Here is a 4,133-nt window from a genome sequence, read left to right on the forward strand (position 1 = left end):
GCTTTGATCACCAAAGAAGAGTTTAGAACCGGTTTCTACATATACAATTTTGCGCCCAAAGAAAAGGACACTGCCACTTCGTGGTTGGAATTCGGGATTTCCCGCTTACTTCTGGAAGACTTGCTTCAAAACAAAAATTTTAGCCCGGACCTACTGACTTTAACCACAACGCCCGACAAGGTTAAGGAATCGAGCTATTTCCATGAGTATTATATAGACGGGGAATTTGAAAAGACAGACAGCACATTTATCCTGACAACGTATATACGTAAGGCCAAAAACGCCAAAATCATTGAAGAGAAAACGATCGAAGGTCCGGATATCCTGGATGTGATTGATGAGGTCACGGTTTTTATAACCAACGCCTTTAGCTCCGGAGAGTTCAACAGTCCCAATTATCTGGACATGAATATCCGTGAAATCACCAGCGATAACTTAAAGGCCCTGGAGTATTTCAGCAATGGGGACTATGATAACGCTATTGCTGAGGACAGCACCTTTGCCCTGGCCTACCTCTTTGCCGGAAGAAGGAGGCTGACCTTCAGCCAGGGGAACATGGAAGAGCGGGCCCTGGCCGATAAGGCCTACGAGCTCCGCTATGAATTACCGCTGCAGCGGCAAAGCGAGACCCTGGTGCAGAAATACCTGGCCTATGATCAGTTCGACGATGCTGAAAAACTCGTCAAACTGCAACTGGAAGTAGACCCCAGCAGCACCATCTACAACCAAACCCTGAGGAATATTTACGGGCGAACGCGAAATGTGGAGGCCTATACCGATTTGGCGTATCAGGCATGGGAAAATGATAAAAACCGGATAAGTGGCGTAAACTCTATCGAAGCGAGCATCATTCAGGAGGACTATGAGGAAGTCCTGGATCAGCTCACCACCTTTGCCAGACTCCGGGGCAATGACCCTACCCTGTTGGGATTTAAATTACTTCCCCAACTCTTTAAAGGCGATTGGGGAGAAGCCCGCAAAACCCTGGACAGGTTTAAGCTACTGCAACCTGAACTGGAAGTCCACGCCTCCCTGTATGAAAAGACATTGGCCTATTTAGAGGCGAATCCTGTAACTCCCGGGGACCTTCGAAAATTTGAGGGCGAATACCGCGGTAGCAACAGCGAACAGACCAGCACATTATGGGTTCATAAAAACACCCTGCTCCAGTACATTTCCAACCAGGGCATAACCCCCTTAATCATGGGTGGAGAGCGGACGTTGGTTACAGGCCATCCCGTTACAGCACAAACAGGTAAAAAGGAGTTTTTCGAAGATAGCCATGGTGAATTTTATGCCTATCGCTATGATCAGTACGGGTGGCAGGATTCGCTTCGGGTATGGTACTGGAGACTCGATGAAGCCATTTTAAAGGCAGAGAACCTCATGGCCGGCAAACAGTGGGATAGTGCCCAGGCGGCTTATGAAAAAGCCATTGCCGCCAACCCCAACCACTATTACCTGAAATATCCCCTGGCCCATTTAAAATACCGTGACAGCCTGGATTCGCAAGCGTATATAAACCAGCTGAATGAGGTGGAAGGCACCTACGGCAAAGAAGGTGTGGCCTCCAGGCGGCGGTTCTGGGTGCAGGATGGACGGCTGTTTTACAAAAGGGAGGGGTTGGCCAGTAAAGAATTGCTGCCCGTTTCCAAAACCCGATATATCAGCATGGTAGACCATTCCGTACATTACAAATTCGAATATAAAGAGGGTGTGGTGGTCGCGAGCTACGTCTCGCGTTTTGATCCTGATACGAAACTCTGGCAGGAAAACTGGGAGCCTGAAATCAATTATTTGCCCAGGGACTGACTTTAAATACTGACTTCTGACAACTCGTACGAACCAACCCTCAATCCATGCTCCGCTTCTTCCGTCAACTATTCAACCTATCTGTACTTCGGCAATGAGAAATTGAGTTCATGGCAGCAATAATTCATGAACTCCAAATAATTTGTATTTTTAAGAAAGTCAGGCTGTTATGGCGATTAAATCCTCTTTGCAAATATTTGGTTCGGCAGTTGCCATAATTCTCGGTTTTGCCTATTTAACGGGCTTTGGATTTGCGGTATTGAATTATTCAGAAATCAGCCAGGAGTTGGGGTCTTCCTCAAGAATAGGCATTGTGGGGGCCCTGGTATTCCAGATGTGGTTCTGGATTACGGCATTTGTTCTACTATATATTGGATTTAGGAAATTGACCGGACTCAGCACGACTAAAGAAAATGAGCCGACAGATGAGGATAGTTGATGTAAACAAAAAAACTAACGCACCGCACATCGCCAAAGGGACCATCAATCCCTCACCTGTAATGCCAGAAGGATACCGATCATCACAAGGACAATCTCCCCGACGGCATACCGGAAGTATTTCAGCGGTTTGTTTTGATCGGCAAGTTTTTTACGGATTTTGCGAAAGAAGTTGATCATGAGAAAGTGAATAGTTTCTCAGAAGGTACGACAATATTGATTCCGCGATGACAGATCCTAACACGCGATTGAAAACAGATTACCCTTTACAATAAAAAAGCAGGAGACTGAAAATAGCCCGGGAAAGGCAGGGATTCTAATTAAAAACTAATAAACCACGCCAGAAGGAAATTGTTGGTGTTGGAGCCGATATCTTGCAGGGCTTCAGAGCGAATGTAGGTCAGTTTCAATCCCTGTCTTTTGGTGATCAAGAGACTATATGAGGCCGACATCAATAAATTGGAACGGAAATCTCCATTCGGCTGCCTGTTAATTACAGATTCCCCCCCTAAGCCGTACCCGGCGCCCAGAGATAGCCATGCGCCTCCGCGAAGTTGTTTTACCAAATGGGATTGCATAGCAAATGTAGGTCTCTGATCCCTCTGGGCATCATTAAAAAAATCAGGATTCCGGGTGTAGAGAAAAACAGAACCCGTGAGTTCAAAGGACCACGTGCCCCAGTAATGAATCATCCCTACCTGGGGCCTGAATACAAATCGGTTGCCACCCAGGTTTAACAGCTTGTCTTCAAAGTATTCCCCGAGCGGGAGGGTTATGGCCAGTGATACCCCAAAAGTGGTAGACGTAGGGTTATCAATCCTGTATTGTCGCACTTCAAGGGCATTGCCCGCCGGAGGCCCGGCTAGTAATACCGAAGCTCTTATTCTTGGATCTGCAAATCCGGTCCTGTTTACTGCAGTTGGCTCTCCACTCAATAAGCCACTCCAGTCTGCGGTACTGAATGGAACTAACAGGCTAATCCTCGCCAATTTATTCCTCACCTTAAAAGGCTGTACGAATGAAACAGCAAGAGAGTGCGCCTTGATTTTAACATCTTCTGCCTGCAGCAGGGGATCAAAAAACACATCTCCCGACGTATAGGAATAGCCGGCTCCCAAAACATTTGTACCCAAAGGTATAGGACTCCACCGCCGGGGTTCTATATCCTGGCAGTGCCCATTTTGATGAAACAGAAAGCCAATTATAAATAAGCTAAGTGTTTTTACAAGATCAGATTGTCTGGGGTTTGGGGACATACGTTTGCCGCACGGGCATTATCAGTTTTTCTGTTTCTAACAGTCGGTTGCAGAAATATGTAATTTTTTATAAAAGTAGAGAGAAACTCTAGAAGCATCTAAACTATTATTCCATCAAGAGTCGCATCAATTCTTCGGCCGCTACCTGCCCTTTGAGTTTCAAAAAATCCCTGGGGGTATCATCCCCCAGTTCAAAGACAATAGCGGGCATCCCGTGATTCACGAAGAAATAGGTGCGGGAAACCATGGTGGGGTCTAATTTATCCGAGGCACTAATGTTCGTTTTTTTCTGGGGTAGCCGCCGGCTGATGCCGTCGATCCAGTCAAAGACAATTTTGCCCTTGGGCCCGGCCGCCACGGTATCGAGGGGATAGTAAATATCGTCCCATGTGGAATGGAAGTCTACCCCAAAAACGAATTCATAGTCGTCGTCTTTGGCCCTTAGGAAATCCCGGACACTCCGGGTTTCAGGCTGGTTGAAATTCTGCCAGTCGCGGTTCAGGTCTATACCGCCCATATTATGCCTCCAATGCCCATTGTCCACCCCGTCCGGATTCATCAGGGGTGCCACAAAGACCGCATGTTCCTTCCGGAAGGCCATGGCCTGGTCGGAATCGCCTGTAAGGG

General features: G+C 47.2%; 5 protein-coding genes. 2 read left to right on the plus strand and 3 right to left on the minus strand.

The window, feature by feature from the left end:
• Both WBV75_RS08325 and WBV75_RS08330 read left to right on the plus strand, forming a co-directional pair.
• The coding region (locus WBV75_RS08325) for a tetratricopeptide repeat protein (RefSeq protein WP_424120170.1) at window positions 1-1,812 on the plus strand (1,812 nt) is incomplete at its 5' end.
• Between the two features lie 169 nt (window positions 1,813-1,981).
• A complete protein-coding gene (locus WBV75_RS08330; RefSeq protein WP_424120171.1) occupies window positions 1,982-2,251 on the plus strand; it encodes a hypothetical protein in 270 nt (89 codons plus the stop codon).
• Between the two features lie 44 nt (window positions 2,252-2,295).
• Here WBV75_RS08330 and WBV75_RS08335 read toward each other — a convergent pair whose 3' ends face one another.
• From WBV75_RS08335 to WBV75_RS08345, 3 genes are all read right to left on the minus strand, one after another.
• The gene (locus WBV75_RS08335) at window positions 2,296-2,430 is read right to left on the minus strand and encodes a hypothetical protein (protein ID WP_424120172.1); all 135 of its coding nucleotides are present in this window, start codon (window positions 2,428-2,430) and stop codon (window positions 2,296-2,298) included.
• A gap of 140 nt (window positions 2,431-2,570) precedes the next feature.
• Entirely contained in the window at window positions 2,571-3,383 is an 813-nt protein-coding gene (locus WBV75_RS08340; protein WP_424120173.1) for a transporter, read from the minus strand.
• A 229-nt stretch (window positions 3,384-3,612) separates the two neighbouring features.
• On the minus strand, window positions 3,613-4,133 hold a 521-nt coding region (locus tag WBV75_RS08345; protein ID WP_424120174.1), incomplete at its 5' end, for a M14 family zinc carboxypeptidase.

Origin of the sequence: Robiginitalea sp., assembly GCF_049588695.1 — a bacterium.
Classification (GTDB): Bacteria; Bacteroidota; Bacteroidia; order Flavobacteriales; family Flavobacteriaceae; genus Robiginitalea.